Origin of the sequence: Deinococcus marmoris DSM 12784 (genome assembly GCF_000701405.1) — a bacterium.
In the GTDB taxonomy this organism is placed as follows: domain Bacteria; phylum Deinococcota; class Deinococci; order Deinococcales; family Deinococcaceae; genus Deinococcus; species Deinococcus marmoris.
The window spans coordinates 55,490-73,545 of sequence record NZ_JNIV01000007.1 but is presented as its reverse complement, the minus strand read 5'-3'; the positions used below and the strand labels follow the sequence as shown (position 1 = coordinate 73,545).

The following is an 18,056-nucleotide window of genomic DNA, read 5'->3' as shown; positions in this document are numbered from 1 at the left end:
CAAGATGTGGAAAGAGGCTCCTGCGGGGGCCTTTTTTCGTTTTCCCGTGCGCCTGTCAGCCTTCCGTCACGCCACGCCCTTTAGAATGCACGCCATGAAGAGCGATCCGACCGACCTGACCCTGTTCCTGGCGCAAAGCGTGGTGGATCAGCCGTCGCTGGTGCGCGTGTCCAAGCGCGGCCCCACCGTGATGGTGCGCGTGGCCCCCGGCGAGGAAGGCCGATTCATCGGAAGACAGGGCCGCGTGATCCAGGCCATCCGCACGCTGGTGCGCGCCGCCAGCGACCCCCGCGAGCGCGTGAACGTCGATCTGGACGCCCCGCGCAAGGGTTGAGCGTGCCAGAGACAAGCGCGGCCACAACGAATACGGCAGCGGGCACCGAGGTCACCCGTCTGGGCTACTTCCTGGGACCGCACGGCGTTCAGGGCGCGGCCAAGGTCTACGTGCTGGGCGACGCCGCGCAGTTCAAGAAACTCAGGCGGGTATACGTGGAGGGGCGCGGCTGGCTGGGAGTGATGCGGACCACCCAGCTTGCCCCCGGTGTGGCCCTGCAACTGGCGGGCCTGTCCTCACGCGAGGGGGCCGAGATGCTGCGCGGGCTGAACGTCTACGCCGCCGACGACGAATTGCCCACCCCGGAAGACGGCGTGTATTACTTCCACGAGTTGCGCGGCCTGACCCTCAGCGACGCGGAAGGCGCAGAGCTGGGAACGGTCAAGGACGTACTGGACGCCGGGCATCAGGATCTGCTGGTGGTCACGCATGAGGGCGGGGAGGCACTGATTCCGCTGCAAGCCCCGTATGTCACGGTCAATCTGACAGCCAAGCAGCGGCCTAAATCCCTGTCGCTGACCGCCGACGCGCCGGAAGGGCTGCTGGGCGACCTGGACGACGAAACGGACGAGCCAGAGCAGGAAGACGCTTGAGCATTCCACCGTGTTGACCTTTTCCTTCCTGACCCTGTTTCCCGAACTGCTGGCCCCCTTTGCAAATGAGGCGATTATCGGCAGGGCCAGGGAGCGCGGGCTGCTGGACGTGAAGCTGGTGCAATTGCGCGACTTCGCGGACAACAAGCACATGAAAGTGGACGACACGCCCTACGGCGGCGGCGCGGGCATGGTCATCCGGGTGGACGTGGCCGAGCGGGCACTGGCCAGCCTGCCCCCGGCGGACGAGATCATTCTGTTCAGTCCAGCAGGCCAGCCGTTCACGCAGGCGCTGGCTGAGGAACTGGCGCAAAAGGAACATCTGGCCTTTCTGTGCGGACGCTACGAGGGTTTCGATGCCCGGACCGAGGCGCTGGTCACGCGCGAACTGAGCATCGGCGACTTCGTGATGATGGGCGGCGAGGCGGCGGCGGCCTGCGTGCTGGAGGCAGTGGCGCGGCTACTGCCCAGCGTGATCGGTGACCCGGATTCGCACCGCGCCGACAGCTTCAGCAGCGGCCTGCTGGATTACCCCGAATACACCCGGCCTCCCGAATGGCGCGGCCAGAGCGTGCCGGAAGTGCTGCGCGGCGGCAACCACGGCGCGGTGGCCCTGTGGCGGCGGGAGCAGGCGCTGCGGCGGACGCTGGCCCGCCGCCCCGATCTGCTGTCAGGCGCGGAACTGACGCCGCAGGACACCGCCACGTTGCTGGAACTGGGCGTTACGGCAGAGCAGTTGCAGGGCTGTAATGCGCCGCCGCCGCCCCGCCCCAGACGGGCACGGCGCAGGAAAAACACTGATGCAAACGAGAAATCTGAGTGAAATCCAGGCGTTCTTCACCTTTTTATTGTGGGTTCCGCTCAAGTCCCTTTCCGCCAACAGGCGCACCATGAGGGCCAGATGACCGTTCCCCTGTTTCCCCTGCATAACCTGGTGCTGTTTCCAGGCGTGGTGCTGCCGCTCTACGTTTTCGAGCAGCGTTACCGCGAACTTCTTCTGGACACGCAGGCCAGCGGCGAGCCGTTCGGGATCGTGCAGATCGTGGAAACTTCAGAGGAGGTCTCCACCCCCTTTCACGAGCGGATTTCCAGGGTGGGCACGCTGGCGCACCTGCAACAGGCCGAGACCCACGAGGACGGCACCAGCACCATCGTCGTGGTGGGCGGCGAGCGCTTCACGGTACAGGATTTCGATTTCAGCAAACCCTACCTGAGTGCCGAGGTGGCGCTGTGGCCGCTGGAAGCCGTGCTGCCCGGTCAGGAAGAAATGGTGCAGGCCAGCGCCCGCAAACTCCTGAGTGATTTGCTGCGCCTGCGCCCCGCCGAGGCGGACCTGATCCGCGCCAACGCCCCGCAAGACTCCATGTTGCTGGCGAGTTTCGTCGCGGGTCTGCTGCCTGGTCTCAGCAGCCAGCAGCGTGAGGAAGCCCTGCGTGCCCCCGGCCTGCTGGACCGCCTGGACGTGCTGCTGGGCGCGGTTCCCAGGGACATGAAGCTGATGAACTGAAGGGGCACCCCTCATTACCTGTCTCGCCCCGCCTGTCCCGCCTCCACAAGTCAGAAATCTCTAAACCCACCCTCACCCGGTGGGCGGCTGCGGGGGCGCAGACTGGACCCATGCTGGATAACATCCTGAATTCCCTGCAACGCGGGGCGGAACGTGTGCAACGCCGGGGCGAGGAAGTCGCGCAGGTGGCCCGGTTGCGCCTGGAAATCTTTCAACTGGGCCGCGAGTTGGACGGTCACTTTGCTCGCCTGGGCCGCGCGTACCACGCCGGGGCCGAGAAAGACAGCCTGGGCGGCATTCAGGAGGACATCCGCCGCGCCGAGGAGGAGATCAGCGCCCGTGAACGCCTGATCACCGAACTGGGCGAGGACCCGAAGGCGGACGGTGAGATGACCGTGTACACGCCGGACGGGGTGGGCCGGGTCAGCGCCGCAGGCAGCGATACACTAGGCAGTGATGCACAGGGCAGCGTGGAGCCGTCGGGGGCGGGCAACCGGCCCAACTTCACCAAGTCGGACGGTTTAGCAGCAGGCACTGAACCCAATATTCCCGCCTCGGTTCCCCACCCACAGCAACCCCACTTTCCGCAGGAGACCACCACCATGACCAATACACGTCCCGATAAAGAGGAACTGGAACAGCAGCGCGGCAAGATCGACCTGAACCAGACGGACCGCAGCCACCACGACGCCGCCGATGGCGATTACACTGGCCCCGATCCCACCGTGCAGCACGCCGACGAACTGCTGGAACCCGGCGACAAGACCGCCAGTATGGGCAAGGAAGGCGAGCGCGACAAATTCACTCGCCACGAGGAAATCCTCGAAGAGGGCAAACGCGCCAGCAAGATGTCCGATCCGCTGGATATGTAAATCCAGCGGACCTCTAAAAACTCAGTCCTCAGCGCGCACGAAGTTCGGTGCGCGTTTTTCCTTGAAGGCCGTCACGCCTTCCTGGTGTTCCCAGTGGTCCCCAGCGAGTTGTTGCAACGCAGCCTCCTGATCCAGCGCCTCGTTCAGCGTGCCCGTCAGCGCGTCGTTCAGCGCCTGCTTGGTCAGCTTGAGGGCGTTGGCGGGGCGCGCCGCCAGCCGCTCGGCATACGCCTGGACCTCGTCCGCGAAGGTCTCGTCGGGCAAGACATGCTCACACAGGCCCATTTTCAGGGCGTCGGCGGAATCCACGCGCTCGGCCAGGGCCATCAGCTCGAAGGCGCGGCTATACCCCACCAGACGAGGCAGAAACCAGGTGCTGCCCGAATCGGGAACCAGGGCAATGTTGGAAAAGATCTCGATCAGGCGGGCCGACTGCGCCCACAGCCGGATGTCCCCAGCCAGTGCCAGACTGGCCCCTGCCCCCGCCGCCACGCCGTTGACCGCGCTGATGACGGGCTTCTCCAGCGTGCGGATGGTACGGATCAATGGGTTGTAGGTGGCGTTCAGGTGTTCGGTGAAGGTCATGTCGCGCCCCGACACGTCCCCGAGGTCCTGTCCGGCGCAAAAGCCCCGGCCCGCGCCAGTGATAACCACCACGCGCACGGTAGGATCCGCCTCCGCCCTTTTCAGTTCGGCGGTCAGCGACAGCAACAGCTCGTCGTTGGCGGCGTTCAGCTTGTCCGGGCGGTTGAGGATCAGGGTGCAGACGCCCGCGCGGGTCTGCGAAAGGATCACACTGTCGTGAGTCATGCCGCCCAGCCTAGCGTCCCACCGGCCAGACTTCGCTAGACTCGCGTGAATGACCCAGCAGCAGCCCCCCGAATCCGGCGATCTGCCCACCGCACCGCCGCCGAAGGTGCTGGCGCTGGACGTGAGCAAGTCACGCATCGGCTTTGCGGTGAACATGGGGGGGCTGGCCTTCGGGCGCGGCAGCCTGGACCGCAAACGCCTGCCCCTGGACCTCAAAGCGCTGCGCCTGAAAGTGAAGGAAACCGGGGCAACGTTGCTGCTGCTGGGGCTGCCGCTGCGAACCGACGGTCTGCACAGCCCCTCGGCGGACCGGATTCGCGCGTTCGGCAAAATCCTGGTGGAACAGGGCTACGCGGTGGCCTATCAGGACGAGCGCTTCACCACCCGCCGCGCCCGCGAACTGGGGGCCACCGATGAGGATGAGGCGGCGGCAGTGCAGATTCTGGAGCTGTACCTGATGGGACGGGCAGGCCAGAACTAGCCGGAACTGCCCGCTCGGTCAGTAAAATACCGCTGAGAACACACATCTGGGGGGGGTGGCAACCCCGTTCGGGTAATGGTTTTGGCAGGGTCTGAGACGCAGACTTGGGCCATGCCCCTTCAACCCTTTCCCCCTCCCACTTCCAGGAAACTACCGGATGCCCTCCCAGCACAGTTCAGCCTCCCCGCACGCGCCCGGATCACGCAGGGCGCAACTATGATCATCGTGGTGCTGTTCACGCTGCTGCTGCTGGCCGGGGTGCTGGCCGCCTCCCTACGCCTGGGCCTGAGCAGCCGGCAGACCACCGCCGATCAGGCATCGACGCTGCGGGCGCAGTACGCCGCCGAGTCGGGAGTGGCGCTGGCGCGCAGCCGCTTGCAGGATGTGCAGGCCATGCTGTCGTTCAACAGCCCGCGTATTGTGGGTGGCGCAGGTCTGAAACTGGCCCCCAACATCAAGATCTCCGCTGTTCAGGACTGGGTGTCTCGCCTGTGCGGAACGTCAACCTGGCAGGATATGTATGAGGGTCGGGAAGCCAATGCTCGCGGCTTTCTGGACCGCACCCTTGATCCCAACGACGACGCCAGCGAGAAATTCTATCCTACAGCCCAGTCTTGCAAGCCTGCCAACCTGAATTCTGCGTCGCAATTCGCGCTGTTTTCCAGCATCGTGACCCCAGAGGCCTATCAAATCCTGCCGTCGGGCGAGGCCCCGACAGCGGCCACACCTGAAGCCCGTCAGGCGTTCTGGCAGGGCTTACTGACCCAGCGTTCCACTTCCACTTCCGGGAACGTGAACCTCAGCACGCAGGTAGGAATTACCCGCGTGCTGCGTCTCACTGCCAACCACAGCCGAATTTACCTGGGGGTGCAGCGACTAGATTCGGTGGCCAGCGAGGGGACAGGCCGGGTTCAACGGGTGATCAATGCGAGTGGTACGGACAATGGGCAGTGGTGGTTCGACATCGTACAGCCTTCCCTGTTAGAAGCGACTGTCCAGACGGATTACCATACTTCGGCAGCGGGCAGCGTCGTCTATTTCACAAGCCGCACCAGGTTTCAGGGACCGCTTAAAACCAATGATGTCTTCGCTTTCACCAGCACGGCAGGTAGCCCCAGATTCAGCGGCAAGCTGACCAGCGCCGGGTGCATGGACCGCATTGACAATGCCACCGAGATCACCTGCACCCGACAGCCGGGCGTCAGGTTAGGGAATCCACCCATCACCAACCGTGATTTCTCTGGAACAGATACCGCGAAAAGCACAGCTATTCAGCAACGCATCTTAAACAGCGGTGTTACCGTCGATTACAGCAGCATCACCCCCAACTTTGCCGGTCAATATCAGCCGTTTCCCACCAACGCCAGCAATCAGGCTAACGCAGCCAACGGTCTGGATGAAAATGGCCAGCCCCTAGTCAATGAACGCGGTGTGACGCTTGGTACTACAGAGGTGGGTGTGCAACTTTACGTTGGCGACGCCAACGGCAACCCAATAACGCAATACGACGCAAGTCAGCGCAAATGGGTAGAACCCAATCCGGCCTATCAGTACATTAAGCCTGCGACGGGCGTGAGTTGCACTTCAAATTTCGATATCAATGGTTGCACTTACACCTATAGCAACACCACTTACCGGGTTGATGCGAACAAAAGTATGCAGCAGAAGATTGGGAATGGCGCTTGGACATCGATCACTGGAAAGTTCAACGGAGTGATCTACAAGAATGGCGGAGTCAGCATCCTCGGCCCAGGACGCGGAAACTACACTGATACTAATTCGGTGGCCCAGGCCCGTCCGGCGCTGGCCTCATTCTCGGGCATCACCCTGGCCGCCACTGGAAATGTCACAGTCCGTAGCGACCTCGCTATGTCGCAGACTCCCTGCCGCTATGACGAATACGCCAGCGTGCAGGTAACGCCCCCGTGCAGTGATCGGCAAAATGTTATGGGTCTATTCAGCAGTGCCGGAAGTGTAATCGTGGGTCGTCAGGCTCCCGACAATGTTGTACTTCAAGCTGCGATGATGTCCAGCCAGCAGGAATTCACGGTTGATGGTTACGGTGATTACAGCAGAGGATCAAGGGGAGAAGTCAAGTTCACAGGATCACTGGTGGAGAAGTATTACGGCCCAAACGGGCAATCTTCAGGGACCAGTGAGGCTGGCTACGGACGCGATTATTCCTATGACCGCCGCTTCCTCGATGGCCTCTCGCCGCCGTACTACCCCGTCTCACCCAAGTGGGACTTCTACGACGCCTCCAGCCGTGACGGTGACTTCTCCGATCTGATCTGGAAGCAGGGAGCCACGCCATGAGGAACAAGACGTCTGGCTTTACCCTGATCGAGGTTCTGGTGGTCATCGCCATCATCGGAATTCTGGGGGGCATCTTTGGCAGCAGCCTGATCCGCAGCATCCGCACGGCAGAATTGCGCGAGGCCGCCAATCAGGTCGCCAGCGACTTTCAACGGGCGCGCTCGCTGGCCCAGCGCGGCAGCACCAACGTGACCATCACCACGCCCAAAGGCACCGCGACCAGCAGTTACAGCGTGAACGGTCAGGCCCGGACCCTGCCCAACAACATCAAGCTGGTGTGCAAGACCAACTGCAGCACGGGCGCGGCGGCGGCCACCACCTATCAGGCTCCCTACGGCGAACTAATCAATACAGGCAGCGTCTTCACCGTGCAGAGTCCGGTCAGCGGAATTGCTGCATTGGAAATCCGAATTGTCGGCGTAACCGGCAAGGTCATCTTGACCGGGGCGTCCTGAAATGAACATGGATCAACGCTTCCGCTCGCCGCCTGCCCGAGCGCCACAGGCTGCGTCTCAGGGCTTTACCCTGATCGAGATTCTGGTCTCCATCGCCATTCTCGGCATTCTGGCCGCCGTGCTGACCAGCACCCTGACCGGAACCCTCAGCCTCAACCAACGGAGCCAGCGCCAACTGGACACCTCAGCGCGTGCCCAGCAACTGCTGGAAAGCATCCGGGGAGCCTGGGCCGTGCCGCCCGCCGGAAGTGCCTTCTCGCTCTACTATGACCGGGCCTGTGCGCCGAACACCTCGGTAGCCCTGGACGGCCTGAGCGCCCAGTACATCAACCTGAATTCCAGAGCGCAGCCGATCAATGCTTCCGGCGTCGTGCAGCCTAATCCCAACGCGACAAACGTCACGGTCTCCGCCAATTGCACGCCCGTAACCGTCATACAGATGGGCAGCGGCAGCACGCTCACGCCCTACCCGATGCGCCGCCTGATCGTCAGTTCAGGCACCGGGGCGCAAGACGTGACCCTGACCCTTGATCTGCTGAGGCCCCAGTGAACCGCGCCGCAACGCCGCAAACAGACGGCTTCACCCTAGTGGAACTGCTGGTCGGCATGGCCCTGATGGGCATTGTCCTGGGGGCGCTGCTGTCCTTCTTCACGCAGGGCACCCGGATCTCATCGCAGTCGAGCAGCCGCGCCGATCTGCAACAGGAGGTCCTGAACGTTCAGCAACTGATCGTGGGCAAGCTGCGCGAGGCGTGGTACATCTATCCTGCTGGGCAAACCCTGACGCTGTCAAGTGCAGTGACCACCCGCAATCCGGTCACCAGCAACCAGACCTGGAACACCAGCACCCACCCCATTCTGGCAATGATCCTGCCGCCCAGCAACACGGCCCTGGCCTGCGCCACAGCCACCCCAGACGGCTGCTACCGCTTCGTGGCCTATTACCCGGTGATGCGCTCGGGGTGGATCAGTGGTGTGTCGGCGACACCGTGGCTTGACCCCGGCAGCAACGCCAATAACGCGGCAACCTGGGTGCTGGCCGAGTACCGCGCCAACATGCCCGCCAGCTTTGCGCCCACGGTGTTTCCCCCGGCGGCAGTTCCCACTGTCCCCCTGACTGGCAGCGCCAACCTGCTGGCTGATTTCGTGGCCCCCACCATTGTTACCCCTGGGTTTACCACCACGGCCAGCACCTACAGCATGTTCAGTTTCCTACCCACCAACAGCAGCGCGGCGGTGCCGGTCAGTGGCGTGACGCTCCGGGTAGCCACCACCCGCCAGACCGTCGGCACCACCCTGCGCCTACCCAACGCCACCGACGAGTACACGATCTCGGTGTACCCCACCAACCTGGGCAAGATCGCGGCCAACTGATTCCGCTGGAGGACTGCCGGGCTACCCTTCCTCTCTGCCACACTAAAAGCCATGACGGACCTCGCCCCCCGGATCTGGAGCCGCCTTCGCCCTGAGGACCGCGAGTGGCTGGGCGCACTGGCGCGGCAGGCGGGGCCGCACGCCCGCGTGGCGCTGGTTGGGGGCGCGGTGCGGGACGCATTGCTAGATCAGACGCCGCTTGATCTGGACGTGGTGGCCGAGGGAACGGACGTGCAGGCCCTGGCCCGCGCTTCAGCCCTGCCGTTTCTGTACCATCCGGCCTTCCAGAACGCCACCGTGACCCTGCCGGATGGCCGGGGGGCCGATCTGGTCCGCGCCCGCCGCGAGACGTACCCAGTGGCGGGGCAAAATCCGGTCCCTCACTCCGGCACGCTGGAGGACGATCTGCGGCGGCGCGACTTCGCGGTCAATGCGCTGGCCCTGCTGATCGGGCCGGGCGGCAAGGTCACGCTGCTGGACGAACTGAACGGCCTGAGCGATCTGGAGGCGCGGGTGCTGCGGCCCCTGCACACCCGGTCCTTCCACGAGGACGCCAGCCGTCTGGTGCGTGGGGCGCGGCTGGCGGCGCGACTGGGGTTCACAGCGGACCTCGAATTGCTACGGCAGGTGCCAGAAGCGCTGGCTGTATCTGAGCAGACGCCCCGCCTGTGGGCCGAACTCAAGCTGCTGCTGTCGGAGGTGCGGCCCGGCACAGCGGCGCGCACGCTGGAGGTGTGGGGCGCGGGAGAACTCTTGCCCGGCGTGGAGTGGCTGGAACAGTTGGACGCGGTGCAGGACGCCGGACAACCCGTCTCGCCGCAGCTCTACGCCGCCGCCGCACTGCACGCCTCGCCGGACCCGGAGCGGCTGACTGAACGCCTGGGCCTGGGGGACCGCCCCGCCGCGCTGCTGGCCCGCGCCCTCTCTGGCACTTATTTTCCAGACGGGACACCAGAACGCCTGCTGCGCGGCCTGCTGCGCCCGGACGCCCCGGTACCGCTGACCGGGCGCGACGTGCTGGCGCTGGGTGTGCCGCCGGGCCGCGCGGTGGGGGAGGCACTGAATCATCTGGCGCAGCTCAGGCAGGAGGGGAAAATCAACAGCCGGGAGGAGGAGCAGCTTGCCCTTCAAAAGTATCTGGGGGCCGAACGCTCTGAATAAGGCCACGTAGAATACCCCACATATGGGCCTTCTCAGTCTGCTGACCTCCAACCCCACCGCGTTCATCATCATCGCGCTGGCACTGGTGCTGTCTCTCGCCGTTCACGAATTCGCGCACGCCTACACGGCAGACCGGCTGGGCGATCCCACGCCGCGCCGTTACGGGCGCGTGACCCTCAATCCGCTGGCCCACCTGGACCCGATTGGCACGCTGCTGCTGCTGGTGGCAGGCTTCGGATTCGCCAAACCGGTGCCGATCAATCCCAACAACCTGGGCCGCTGGGGAACGCTGTGGGTGGCCGCCGCCGGGCCGATCAGCAACCTCGTGATCGCCTTCGTATGTGCCGTGCTGCTCAAGGTGCTGCCCACCACCCAGATCAGCCTGACCATCCTGCTGACCGTGCTGGGCATCAACGTGGTGCTGGCAGTCTTCAACCTGATTCCCATTCCGCTGCTGGACGGCAGCCGAATTCTGGGCGCGCTGGTGCCGTCGCTGGGGCGCAGCCTGTCGCAGTTCGAGGCCCTGCCATACAGCTTTATTCTCGTCTTCGGCTTCATCTTCCTGGCCCGCGAGCCGCTGGGCCAGTTCATCCGCACCGTGCAGAACTGGGTGCTGACGGTGGTGGGCATTTAGAGCAGTTGTCATAAAAATGGTCTTTTTATGACCGAGCGGAGCGAGAGACTTTTGCTGAGCAGGATGGAGAATGGAGTCGCCGGAAGTCTCTTTTTCCGGCGACGTAATTCGGAAACCTGCTCTAGACGGCCACCCTGCCCCACACCCAGCTTTCCCCTCTGTCCTTCTGGATGAGGGGATTTTTTATGCCCAGTTCAGTACTTCTGCCCGTCCAGCACGCGGCCTTCGGGTTCCTGGCCCTGCTGCATGGTCAGCAGAAAATCGCGGGTGAGGCTGGCCCCACGCGCCACCAGATCGGTGGTGGTGCTGGCGATGTGCGGCGTGATGATCACGTTTTTCTGCGCCCACAGCGGGTGCCCTTCCGGCAACGGTTCGGGATCGGTCACGTCCAGCGCCGCGCCGCCCAGATGGCCGGAATCCAGCGCGGCCAGCAGGTCATCCGTGACGATCAGGTTGCCGCGCCCGGCGTTGGCCAGCCACGCCCCCGGCTTGAGCCTGCCCAGCAGTTCGGCGTTCACGATGCCGCGTGTATCGGGCGTGCTGGGCAGCAGCAACACCACCCAGTCGGCGCGGGACAGCAGCCCGTCGCGCTGGAGGTCCGGGGTGGAACTGCGAATACCGCTGACCTCTGCCCCAAACGGCGTCAGCAGCCCTTCCAGCAGGTGACCGATGTGGCCGTAGCCCCAGATCACCACGTTCTGCCCGTCCAGCGTGTGCAGGCCGGAGTCGTTCGGGTTTCTGGCCGAACTCGTGCTGGGCGTCGCGGAAGTGGTGCAGGCCGCGCATGGCCGAGAGCATCAGCGCCGCAACATGCACGGCCACGGCGCGGTCATGCAGGCGGTTGGCGTTGTAAAGGGCCACGCCGGGCGGCAGATGCGGCTGAACATGATCAATCCCAGCGGTCAGGGTCAGCACCCATTTCAGGCCCGGCGTCTTCAGCAACTTCTCGCGGGTCTCGCCGCGCGCCAACCACAGCACCACGCCCTCGGCCTCTTCCGGCGGAACGTGGTCCTGCGAATAAAAGGCGAATTCCACGCCAGGAACGCCGTGTTCATCGTGGCCGGAGAGGGCGTGGAATTCGGGCAGATCGGGCAACAGGACGCGCATGGGTTCTATTGTGGCGCACCCTCTGATGAATGTTGGGCTGACGGATGCTGGGTCTGCCATTCTTCACGGGTAATTTCCATATGCACGTCGGTGCGGCCCGCCTGCGGTGTGCGGCCCACCTCGCGGAAGCCACAGGCGAGAAAAGCCCGCTGGGCGCGGCGGTTGTGGGCGAAAGTGGTCAGCCGCACCCGCTTCAGCGGCACCTGACGGCTCGAGAAGGACCAGTCCAGCAGCGCCAGCACCGCCTCGCGCCCGTAGCCCTGACCCCACAGCGCGGGAAAGCCGATCATCACGCCCAGCGTGCCAGTGGTGGGCGTCAACGGCGGCGAGGGCCGCAGATCGTACAGTTCGGCGCTGCCGATCAGCGCGCCGCGTTCATCCAGAATGCCGAAGCCCACGCGCTCGCCGCCGCGTTCCTCGTCCTGCATGACCTTGCGGAACAGCCATTCGGGCAGACGGATCGGCTTGGCGTCGTTCCAGTCGGCCAGCTCACGGTCCTTGAAAAAGCCGTGCAGGATGTGCCATTCGCCGCCGCTCAGCTCCAGCATCGGTTTGAGACTCACGCGCCCCCACCCCCCACCCGCTGCCGGGAGGTCTGGGGTGGCGGGGGAATTGATCATGGGCTGAGTTTAGCGTCCACAGTGGACAGTGGCCCCATCGCCCGCACCACATCCCGCGTCAGGCGTTCCAGGTGAAAGGCGTCGCCCTCAGCGCGTTCCACACTGCGCGTTTCAGGGTCGACCACCAGCAACGCCAGAACTTCGTTGCCCGCGTGCCGGATGTTGACACCGGAATGACCGCTCAGCACCTCCTGATCGCTTTTTTTCAGGTACTTCCAGGCGGGAGCCGACGCTTTCATGCCCAGATGCGCGGTGGGCAGACGGTGGCGCGAGAGTTCGCCCCCCAGCCAGTTCACCGCGTCCGGCAGGCCAGCGATCAATCCCTGCTCCAGATGCGGCTGCGGTTGGTTGTACCGGACCTCTCCCCCATCACGGCGGCGCAGCTTTCCGCCTGCCGCCTGCAACAGCGCGTCCCCGGCAGCGATGTCCCACTCGCTGCGCGGCGACATGGTGAAAGTAACGTCGGCCTCATCCGCACTCAGGCGGGCCAGCTTCAGCGCGATGCTGCCGCTGGGGAGCATCCCTGGCAGATCGTGGCGGTTCAATTCGCGCCCAAATTCGGTGTCCGAGACGGCGATGCGCCAGTTGTCGGAACGCGGCGCACGCTGAACCTGCTGCCCGTCCTTCCAGACACCCTGACCCACGATGCCCGCGAACAGTTCATCTGTAGACGGCGCATAGACCACGCCCAGCACGGCGTCATTGCCAATCGCAAGGCCAATGCTGACGCAGTAATCCGCCGTGCCCTTGATAAATTCGCTGGTGCCGTCAATCGGGTCAATGATCCAGACCCGCTCACACGACAGGCGGGCGGCGCTGTCGGTTTCTTCCTCGCTCAGCAGGCCGTCTTTGGGGAATGCCTCACTCAAACCGGACACGATCAGCGCGGATGCCTCGCGGTCTGCCGCCGTCACGGGGTCTTCCAGACTGGTCTTGTGTTCCACGCTGAAGCCCACGGCGCGGTGGTGCAGCAGCAGCGCTCCGGCCTCGCGTGCCAGTCTGGAAGCCACCTCTAATTCATGGGTCAATTCGGGAACAGTCATCGGCCCAGGATAGCCGCCGACGGGCACAGGTCACGCAGCACGCACACGCCGCACGCCGGGTTGCGGGCGCGGCAGGTCTGGCGTCCGTGGCGAATGGCCGAGACGTGGAAGGTGTAGCGGGCCGCCCACTCGCGCGGCAGCACCTCATCAAACCAGCGTTCCACCTTGACCGCGTTCCAGGCTTCCGGCACCAGCTCCAGCCGCCGCGCGATGCGGTGAATGTGCGTGTCTACCGGCATGGCGGGCCGCGCCAGATCAAACAGCAGCACGCAACTGGCCGTTTTCATGCCCACGCCGGGCAGGCTTTCCAGCAGTTCACGGGCCGCCGTATCGTCCAGATCACGCGTTTCCCTGAGCGAAAGGCTGGGCCGCGTCTCGTCCAGTTCCGCCAGCAGCGAGTAGATGTACCCGGCCTTGACCCGCGAGAGGCCGCCGCCCGCCGCTTTCAGCACCGCTTCAATGCCGTCTGGACCATCGGCCAGCGCCCCCTCCCAGTGCGGGTAGGCGGTCTTGAGGCCCTGAAATTGCCGCCGGGTGATGGGGGCCGTGTTCTGCTGCGAGAGGATGGTCTGGATCAGCCCGTCCAGAGGCTCGGCAGAGCGCCTGGGCTGGGGCGGATCGGGCAGGTATTCCTCGGAGAGGCGGCGTGCGATTTCGGGCAGGTATTCGGGGGGCGGTTGCTGTTCGCTGAGTGTCAGCTTTTTGGGCGGCTTTTTCTTGGGCGGGGGTTTGGCAGACGAGGGCTTGCGGGCAGGCATGGGCAGAGGCTAGTGGGGCGGGGAAGGCAAGACCGTAGTGAAAGGCTGGAGATTGGGTGGGGGTGAGGCAAGGTGATTTTTCCGTTACCCGAAACTCACGCCTCAGACAAGAAAAAAAGAGGCCGGGCCTCCCAGAATCTTGCTCTTACTTTTACTGCTTGACCGCACCCTTGCGTGCCTGCATGAACTTCAGCACGATAGGAATGACGCTGACCACCAGCACCACGGCCACGATCAGCAGAATGTACTTGTCCAGATCGGGGATCAACTGGCCCAGGTAGTAAGACAGGGCGGTCAGGCCCACGCCCCACAGCAGCGCGCCGATGATGTTGTAGAGGGTGTACAGCATAAAAGGCATGCGGCTCACGCCCGCCAGCGTCGGCACCAGCGTCCGCACGATGGGCACGAAGCGGGCCAGGATCACGGCCAGCGCCCCATATTTGACGAAGAATTTCTGGGCCTCCACGACGTACTCGGGCTTAAAAAACCGCGAGTTCTGATTGCTGAACACGGCGGGACCGAAACGCTGGCCGATGAAATAACCAGCGGTGTTGCCCAGAATCGCGCCCACCACCACCGCCGCCATGATGCCGCCCAGATTCAATTTGCCCCCCGCCGCCAGCAGGCCAGCCGCGATGAGCAGGCTGTCGCCGGGCAGGAAAAACCCCACCAGCAGCCCGGTTTCCGCAAAGACAATCAGGAAAATCCCCAGGTAAGAGGCGGAGAGGATTGCTTCGATCAGGGATTCCATCTAAGGCAACAGGCTATCCGATCCGGGTGAGGGACGGGTCATCCGAAAGGGAGTGCGAGTCGGCAAAGTTGAAATGGCAAGTGAACTGCCGTGTCTGGTGCGTCCCGCAAACGTCTTGCCCTGGCGCAGGCATCCTGACGGGAGTAAATGCAAGTTTGGGCGCACGCTTCAGGCCCCATTCCGAACAGCACTAACCAGGATGCTAAAGCTTTTCCAGTATCCCCTCCGGCCATTGCGGGTCACAATGCGGCATGGAACTCCTCTCCGGCCTGCTGTCCTCGCTGGGTCTGTCGGGTGCGGCGGGCCTGAACGCCTACGTGCCGCTGCTGGTGGTGGGCCTGCTGTCGCGCATGGGCGTGATGACCCTGAACGAGCCGTTCAACCTGCTGGGCAATCCCTGGGTGCTGCTGGCCGTGGGCGTGATCGGCCTGCTGGATTTCGTGGGAGACAAGATCCCCGGCGTGGACACCGTGCTGCATCTGGTGGGCGGGCTGGTCAATACGGCGGCTGGCGCGGTCCTGTTCGCCGCGCAGGCAGGCGTGGCCGACGTGCCCCCGGCCCTGAGCCTGGCGCTGGGCGTGATCGTGGCGGGCGGGGTGCATGCCACCCGAACGGTGGTTCGCCCGGTGGCCACCGCCACCACGGGCGGTCTGGGCAACCCGGTGGTCAGCACCCTGGAGGACGGCACCAGCCTGCTGCTCTCCTTGCTGGCCGTGTTTATTCCTATTCTGGCTGTGGTCCTGCTGGCCGCCGTGATCTTTGTCGGATACAGGTTATGGACGCGGCTACGGGGCCGACGCCGGGCGCTATAGCCGGGTTCAATTAAAACAGGCAAATCTACGGAGAGAGGTCAGCGGGCCTCTCCTCAACCTTTTTCCCAGTCCTGAGCTTCGTATTCAGAGGGCCGGAGAGAACGAATCGTGGTCCATATGCCTGTGCTGCTTCCCTGAATACAACTCCCCCCAGGCCCGAGGAATTCAGGCTCACCGCCTGCGGGTCAGGCTGAGGTAAGAGTGACTGTCGTGATGACGGGCAGCGCTCGGCGGCTGCCGCCCAACGTGCATTCCAGCAGTGTGGCGGGCAGGGTAGCCGACGGCTGGCGGTCTTCCAGCAGCTTCAGCACACAGCGTCAGGGTGAGGAATGGACAGAAGTTCCCGCGACATTCCCATCCGTCCGACAGAAAACAGGAGCAGATCATCCATCAGAGAATTACGTGCCGTCTCGCCACATTCGATTAGACGACTAACAAAATCTGCCACCAGTCTTGCAATACGTGCAGCCAAATCTAGCCAAATGTCAATAAATCTTTTGACATTTATCATTCTCGCCCCTAAGCTCTGGGTATGCAGGGATGCGAACGCTGCAAATTGCACAAGCAGGAGGACACGCCATGAAAATGATCACGGCAGTCATCAGGCCCGAACGGGTCCAGCAGGTCAAGGAAGCGTTGTTTCAGGCCGGAATCAGCGGCATCACCCTCTCGCGGGTCAGTGGGCACGGCGGCGAGCAGGAAATTATCGAGCAGTACCGGGGAACGCGCGTGATGATCGAATTCCGCGACAAGGTGGAAATCCGCATGGCGGTCAGCGAACCCTTCGAGCAGGCCGCCATCGACGCCATCTGCAAGGGCGCACGCACCGGAGAGGTGGGCGACGGCAAGATTTTCGTGCAGGCGCTGGAACGCGTGGTCCGCATCCGCACCGGCGAGGAAGGCAACTCGGCCCTGACGCCCGTGACCGAAAAGAAGCTGGCCCCCGTATGAAGGCCAATCTCCAGAGGAGCGTGAACACTGTGAAACTCACCCCCCATTTCAAAACGGCCCTGCCCCAGATCGTGGCGCTGAGCATGACGCTGGGCGGCGCGGCACTGGCGCAGGACACCAAGCCGACGCTGGATTCCGGCGATACCGCGTGGATGCTGGCCTCGGCGGCACTGGTGCTGCTGATGACGCCGGGGCTGGCGCTGTTCTACGGTGGCCTGACCCGCGCCCAGAGCGTGCTGAACACCATGATGATGAGCATGGTCTCGATTGGTCTGGTCGGCGTGCTGTGGATGCTGGCCGGGTACAGCATCGCCTTCGGTGAGGGCGGCAATGCCTTTGTCGGCTCACTGGCCAACTTTGGCCTGAATGGATTAGCCGATCAACTCACGGGGACCATCCCGACCTACGTCTTCGCGGCGTTCCAGGCCATGTTCGCCATCATCGCGCTGGCACTGATTTCGGGGGCGGTGGTCGAGCGCATGCGCTTCGGGGCCTTCGTCCTGTTCGGGGCGCTGTGGACCCTGCTTATTTATTCGCCGCTGGCCCACTGGGTCTGGAGCGCCGACGGCTGGCTGTTCAAGGACGGCGCGCTGGACTTCGCGGGTGGCACGGTGATTCATATCTCGGCAGGGATCAGCGCCCTGGTGGCCGCCTTCGTACTGGGGCCGCGTATCGGCTACCCGCGCAACGCCCATGTGCCGCACAACGTGCCGCTGGTGCTGCTGGGCGCGGGCCTGCTGTGGTTCGGCTGGATGGGCTTCAACGCGGGCAGCGCGCTGTCTGCCGGACAGACCGCCGGGCTGGCTTTTATCACCACGCTGATCGCCCCCGCCGCCGCCATGCTGACCTGGCTGGGCTTCGAATCGGCGCGCGGTGGCAAGCCCACCGCCGTGGGGGCCGCCACCGGTCTGGTGGTCGGTCTGGTGGCCATCACCCCCGCCTGCGCCTTCGTCAGTCCCTGGGCCGCCGTCGTGGTGGGCGTGGTGGGCGCAGCCGCCAGCTACGGCGCGGTGCAGCTCAAGCACCGGATGGGCGCGGACGACTCGCTGGACGTATTCGCCTGCCACGGCGTCGCCGGAATCGCGGGCGCGCTGCTGACCGGCCTGCTGGCCTGGACCACCGGGCAGGGCAAACCCGTGGGCGAGCAGTTTCTGGTGCAGCTCATGAGCGTCATGGCCGCGCTGGTCTGGGCCGGGGTGGGGTCGTTCATCCTGCTCAAGCTGGTCAGTGTGATCACGCCGCTGCGCGTCTCGGCCAGTCAGGAAGTCAGCGGCATCGACATCAGTGCCCACAGCGAGCAGGGCTACGCCGACAGCGAGACGGGTCTGGGCGCTCCGGTGTTCGTGGGCGGCGACTGACCCCTATTTAACCTCCGAACCTCCACGTTCGGCCAGCCCCGCCCGCATCCCCGGTGGCTGGCTGTTTTCATGTCGGCACTCCCGGAGCGGGCCAGTGGGAAATTCAGCAGTGGTCAATC

At 64.2% G+C, this 18,056-nt stretch carries 22 protein-coding genes; 15 read left to right on the top strand and 7 right to left on the bottom strand.

Annotated elements, in window-relative coordinates; genetic code table 11:
- Window positions 1–94 precede the first annotated feature (94 nt).
- From Q319_RS0102640 to Q319_RS28135, 5 genes are all read left to right on the top strand, one after another.
- Window positions 95–334, top strand: a complete 240-nt coding sequence (locus tag Q319_RS0102640; RefSeq protein ID WP_029480320.1) for a KH domain-containing protein — start codon at window positions 95–97, stop codon at window positions 332–334.
- Between the two features lie 2 nt (window positions 335–336).
- Window positions 337–927, top strand: a complete 591-nt coding sequence (gene rimM / locus Q319_RS0102635; RefSeq protein ID WP_081845856.1) for a ribosome maturation factor RimM — start codon at window positions 337–339, stop codon at window positions 925–927.
- A gap of 10 nt (window positions 928–937) precedes the next feature.
- Window positions 938–1,750, top strand: a complete 813-nt coding sequence (gene trmD / locus Q319_RS0102630) for a tRNA (guanosine(37)-N1)-methyltransferase TrmD (RefSeq protein WP_029480317.1) — start codon at window positions 938–940, stop codon at window positions 1,748–1,750.
- A gap of 78 nt (window positions 1,751–1,828) precedes the next feature.
- Entirely contained in the window at window positions 1,829–2,434 is a 606-nt protein-coding gene (locus Q319_RS0102625; protein WP_029480316.1) for an LON peptidase substrate-binding domain-containing protein, read from the top strand.
- A gap of 110 nt (window positions 2,435–2,544) precedes the next feature.
- Window positions 2,545–3,306, top strand: a complete 762-nt coding sequence (locus Q319_RS28135; RefSeq protein ID WP_211252322.1) for a hypothetical protein — start codon at window positions 2,545–2,547, stop codon at window positions 3,304–3,306.
- Between the two features lie 21 nt (window positions 3,307–3,327).
- Here Q319_RS28135 and Q319_RS0102615 read toward each other — a convergent pair whose 3' ends face one another.
- Window positions 3,328–4,116: an enoyl-CoA hydratase-related protein gene (locus tag Q319_RS0102615; RefSeq protein ID WP_029480314.1), complete on the bottom strand. Its 789-nt coding sequence runs from the start codon at window positions 4,114–4,116 to the stop codon at window positions 3,328–3,330.
- A 49-nt stretch (window positions 4,117–4,165) separates the two neighbouring features.
- Between Q319_RS0102615 and ruvX the strand changes: the two genes are divergently transcribed.
- From ruvX to Q319_RS0102580, 7 genes are all read left to right on the top strand, one after another.
- On the top strand, window positions 4,166–4,597 hold the full coding sequence (ruvX, locus tag Q319_RS0102610; RefSeq protein WP_051655041.1) for a Holliday junction resolvase RuvX: 432 nt from the start codon (window positions 4,166–4,168) through the stop codon (window positions 4,595–4,597).
- Between the two features lie 216 nt (window positions 4,598–4,813).
- Window positions 4,814–6,913, top strand: coding sequence for a DUF4900 domain-containing protein (locus Q319_RS0102605; protein WP_029480312.1), 2,100 nt, complete (start codon window positions 4,814–4,816; stop codon window positions 6,911–6,913).
- On the top strand, window positions 6,910–7,368 hold the full coding sequence (locus tag Q319_RS0102600; protein WP_029480311.1) for a pilus assembly FimT family protein: 459 nt from the start codon (window positions 6,910–6,912) through the stop codon (window positions 7,366–7,368). The genes Q319_RS0102605 and Q319_RS0102600 overlap by 4 nt, the downstream gene beginning before the upstream one ends.
- Window position 7,369: 1 nt before the next feature.
- Window positions 7,370–7,918 (top strand): type II secretion system protein, encoded by a 549-nt coding sequence (locus Q319_RS0102595; protein WP_245618909.1) that lies wholly within the window; start codon window positions 7,370–7,372, stop codon window positions 7,916–7,918.
- A complete protein-coding gene (locus Q319_RS0102590; protein WP_029480309.1) occupies window positions 7,915–8,742 on the top strand; it encodes a PilW family protein in 828 nt (275 codons plus the stop codon). Before Q319_RS0102595 ends, Q319_RS0102590 begins: the two co-directional genes overlap by 4 nt.
- A gap of 51 nt (window positions 8,743–8,793) precedes the next feature.
- Window positions 8,794–9,903, top strand: coding sequence for a tRNA nucleotidyltransferase/poly(A) polymerase family protein (locus tag Q319_RS0102585; protein WP_029480308.1), 1,110 nt, complete (start codon window positions 8,794–8,796; stop codon window positions 9,901–9,903).
- 22 nt (window positions 9,904–9,925) lie between these two features.
- Window positions 9,926–10,537 (top strand): site-2 protease family protein, encoded by a 612-nt coding sequence (locus Q319_RS0102580; RefSeq protein ID WP_029480307.1) that lies wholly within the window; start codon window positions 9,926–9,928, stop codon window positions 10,535–10,537.
- Window positions 10,538–10,731: 194 nt separating this feature from the next.
- On the opposite strand, the gene Q319_RS29030 is transcribed toward Q319_RS0102580, so the two are convergent.
- The 5 genes from Q319_RS29030 to Q319_RS0102555 form a co-directional block, all read right to left on the bottom strand.
- Entirely contained in the window at window positions 10,732–11,229 is a 498-nt protein-coding gene (locus Q319_RS29030; RefSeq protein WP_342667878.1) for an NAD(P)-dependent oxidoreductase, read from the bottom strand.
- 420 nt (window positions 11,230–11,649) lie between these two features.
- On the bottom strand, window positions 11,650–12,264 hold the full coding sequence (locus tag Q319_RS0102570) for a GNAT family N-acetyltransferase (RefSeq protein ID WP_051655039.1): 615 nt from the start codon (window positions 12,262–12,264) through the stop codon (window positions 11,650–11,652).
- Complete coding sequence (locus Q319_RS0102565; RefSeq protein WP_029480303.1) at window positions 12,261–13,307, bottom strand: 3'(2'),5'-bisphosphate nucleotidase CysQ family protein; 1,047 nt, start codon at window positions 13,305–13,307, stop codon at window positions 12,261–12,263. Before Q319_RS0102565 ends, Q319_RS0102570 begins: the two co-directional genes overlap by 4 nt.
- Window positions 13,304–14,065, bottom strand: a complete 762-nt coding sequence (locus tag Q319_RS0102560; RefSeq protein WP_034413446.1) for an endonuclease III domain-containing protein — start codon at window positions 14,063–14,065, stop codon at window positions 13,304–13,306. Before Q319_RS0102560 ends, Q319_RS0102565 begins: the two co-directional genes overlap by 4 nt.
- Before the next feature lie 151 nt (window positions 14,066–14,216).
- On the bottom strand, window positions 14,217–14,816 hold the full coding sequence (locus Q319_RS0102555; protein ID WP_029480300.1) for a DedA family protein: 600 nt from the start codon (window positions 14,814–14,816) through the stop codon (window positions 14,217–14,219).
- A 251-nt stretch (window positions 14,817–15,067) separates the two neighbouring features.
- Here Q319_RS0102555 and Q319_RS0102550 point away from each other — a divergent pair, with 251 nt between their 5' ends.
- A complete protein-coding gene (locus tag Q319_RS0102550; RefSeq protein WP_029480299.1) occupies window positions 15,068–15,628 on the top strand; it encodes a DUF4126 domain-containing protein in 561 nt (186 codons plus the stop codon).
- A gap of 185 nt (window positions 15,629–15,813) precedes the next feature.
- Here the strand turns inward: Q319_RS0102550 and Q319_RS28945 are convergent, their stop codons facing one another.
- The gene (locus Q319_RS28945; RefSeq protein WP_281173821.1) at window positions 15,814–15,939 is read right to left on the bottom strand and encodes a hypothetical protein; all 126 of its coding nucleotides are present in this window, start codon (window positions 15,937–15,939) and stop codon (window positions 15,814–15,816) included.
- Window positions 15,940–16,207: 268 nt separating this feature from the next.
- Between Q319_RS28945 and Q319_RS0102545 the strand changes: the two genes are divergently transcribed.
- Complete coding sequence (locus tag Q319_RS0102545) at window positions 16,208–16,579, top strand: P-II family nitrogen regulator (RefSeq protein WP_029480298.1); 372 nt, start codon at window positions 16,208–16,210, stop codon at window positions 16,577–16,579.
- Window positions 16,580–16,662: 83 nt separating this feature from the next.
- A complete protein-coding gene (locus Q319_RS0102540) occupies window positions 16,663–17,937 on the top strand; it encodes an ammonium transporter (protein WP_029480297.1) in 1,275 nt (424 codons plus the stop codon).
- The last annotated feature ends 119 nt before the right edge of the window (window positions 17,938–18,056 follow it).

Bases quoted from the DNA above. Each gene is read 5' to 3' on its own strand.
- Q319_RS0102600 (WP_029480311.1), top strand. From the start codon at position 6,910: ATGAGGAACAAGACGTCTGGCTTTACCCTGATCGAGGTTCTGGTGGTC.
- Q319_RS0102595 (WP_245618909.1), top strand. From the start codon at position 7,370: ATGAACATGGATCAACGCTTCCGCTCGCCGCCTGCCCGAGCGCCACAG.
- Q319_RS0102555 (WP_029480300.1), bottom strand. From the start codon at position 14,816: ATGGAATCCCTGATCGAAGCAATCCTCTCCGCCTCTTACCTGGGGATT.
- Q319_RS0102640 (WP_029480320.1), top strand. From the start codon at position 95: ATGAAGAGCGATCCGACCGACCTGACCCTGTTCCTGGCGCAAAGCGTG.
- Q319_RS28135 (WP_211252322.1), top strand. From the start codon at position 2,545: ATGCTGGATAACATCCTGAATTCCCTGCAACGCGGGGCGGAACGTGTG.
- Q319_RS0102585 (WP_029480308.1), top strand. From the start codon at position 8,794: ATGACGGACCTCGCCCCCCGGATCTGGAGCCGCCTTCGCCCTGAGGAC.
- Q319_RS0102545 (WP_029480298.1), top strand. From the start codon at position 16,208: ATGAAAATGATCACGGCAGTCATCAGGCCCGAACGGGTCCAGCAGGTC.
- Q319_RS0102625 (WP_029480316.1), top strand. From the start codon at position 1,829: ATGACCGTTCCCCTGTTTCCCCTGCATAACCTGGTGCTGTTTCCAGGC.
- Q319_RS0102605 (WP_029480312.1), top strand. From the start codon at position 4,814: ATGATCATCGTGGTGCTGTTCACGCTGCTGCTGCTGGCCGGGGTGCTG.
- Q319_RS0102580 (WP_029480307.1), top strand. From the start codon at position 9,926: ATGGGCCTTCTCAGTCTGCTGACCTCCAACCCCACCGCGTTCATCATC.
- ruvX (WP_051655041.1), top strand. From the start codon at position 4,166: ATGACCCAGCAGCAGCCCCCCGAATCCGGCGATCTGCCCACCGCACCG.
- Q319_RS0102615 (WP_029480314.1), bottom strand. From the start codon at position 4,116: ATGACTCACGACAGTGTGATCCTTTCGCAGACCCGCGCGGGCGTCTGC.
- Q319_RS0102550 (WP_029480299.1), top strand. From the start codon at position 15,068: ATGGAACTCCTCTCCGGCCTGCTGTCCTCGCTGGGTCTGTCGGGTGCG.
- Q319_RS0102570 (WP_051655039.1), bottom strand. From the start codon at position 12,264: ATGATCAATTCCCCCGCCACCCCAGACCTCCCGGCAGCGGGTGGGGGG.
- Q319_RS0102565 (WP_029480303.1), bottom strand. From the start codon at position 13,307: ATGACTGTTCCCGAATTGACCCATGAATTAGAGGTGGCTTCCAGACTG.
- Q319_RS0102540 (WP_029480297.1), top strand. From the start codon at position 16,663: ATGACGCTGGGCGGCGCGGCACTGGCGCAGGACACCAAGCCGACGCTG.
- Q319_RS0102560 (WP_034413446.1), bottom strand. From the start codon at position 14,065: ATGCCTGCCCGCAAGCCCTCGTCTGCCAAACCCCCGCCCAAGAAAAAG.